A 1,256-nucleotide genomic window follows, 5' to 3' on the forward strand; every position below is an offset into this window, starting at 1 on the left:
GTGATGCAGACGATAAGCTCCATCTCGGCGTCGATCGCCTCGAGGATCGAATCCGCCGCGAAGGGGGGCGGCACGTAGATGACGGAGGCATTGGCCTCGGTCGCCTGCTTGGCCTCGTGGACCGAGTTGAAGACCGGCAGGCCGATATGGCTCTGGCCGCCCTTGCCGGGGGTGACGCCGCCGACCATCTGGGTGCCGTAGGCGATCGCCTGTTCGGAGTGGAAGGTGCCCTGCGAGCCGGTCAGGCCCTGGCAGATGACTTTGGTGTTCTTGTTGACGAGGACTGCCATGATTGTCCCTTTTCCTACATGTTCAGGATGATGGCGCTGGTGCCATCGTCGATGCATTCGCCGGAGTTGCCGGCCTGAGCGTAATGAATCCAGATCAGCCGCCGGGGCGCGAAGACCGAGAGGCCGTCGCAGGGGGTCGCCAGCCCGCGTTCGGGATGGCCGGTCTGCACCTGGCCCGGAAAGAGCCGCTCGGCGAGCGCGGTGCCGATGGCCTGCGCCATCGCGAGCGGCACTTGGCTCGACTGGAAGGTGCAGTAGCTCTGCTCGGACCCCGGTTCGATGACGCCCCACAGTTCGGGCGCCGTGACCTCGTGCGTGCCGGGATCGGCGCCCGGCGCGAGCGAGAACCCGGCTGCCGTGAACGCATCGACCACCTTTTCGGGGGTGCGATAGTTCCTCAGACAGATCTCCGCCGCGAGCTGCATGTTGACCGCCGCCGCCTCTTCCGCGGTCTTGGCCGGGGCGGGGGCCGGGAAGGCCGCCGCCAGAGCCAGGACTGCCGCGGGAAGCGGACCCCTCATCGCCTTACCCCTTCACCGCCTTGACGATCTTCTGCGCGGCATCCGAGAGGTTGTCCGCCGCGATCACGTTCAGGCCGGAGGTCTGGATGATCTCCTTGCCCTTCTCGACGTTGGTGCCCTCGAGCCGGACGACCAGCGGCACCTTCAGGCCCACCTCCTTCACCGCCGCGATCACGCCCTCGGCGATGATGTCGCAGCGCATGATGCCGCCGAAGATGTTGACGAGGATGCCCTTCACGTTGGGGTCCGAGGTGATGATCTTGAAGGCTTCGGTCACCTTCTCCTTCGTCGCCCCGCCGCCGACGTCGAGGAAGTTCGCGGGCTCGGCGCCGTAGAGCTTGATGATGTCCATCGTCGCCATCGCGAGGCCGGCGCCGTTCACCATGCAGCCGATCTCGCCGTCGAGCGCGATGTAGTTGAGGTCGAACTTCGAGGCCGCGAGCTC

The 1,256-nt window shown here is 66.4% G+C and carries 1 protein-coding gene and 2 pseudogenes; all 3 read right to left on the minus strand.

Going from position 1 to position 1,256, the window contains the following annotated elements; genetic code table 11:
* Positions 1–290, minus strand: a pseudogene (locus OM960_RS25370) (succinate--CoA ligase subunit alpha); the annotation flags it as partial.
* 14 nt (positions 291–304) lie between these two features.
* Positions 305–811 (minus strand): hypothetical protein, encoded by a 507-nt coding sequence (locus tag OM960_RS25375; RefSeq protein ID WP_264773929.1) that lies wholly within the window; start codon positions 809–811, stop codon positions 305–307.
* 4 nt (positions 812–815) lie between these two features.
* A pseudogene (sucC, locus tag OM960_RS25380) lies at positions 816–1,256 on the minus strand (succinate--CoA ligase subunit beta); the annotation flags it as partial.

The organism is Defluviimonas salinarum (assembly GCF_026013545.1).
Taxonomy (GTDB): domain Bacteria; phylum Pseudomonadota; class Alphaproteobacteria; order Rhodobacterales; family Rhodobacteraceae; genus Albidovulum; species Albidovulum salinarum.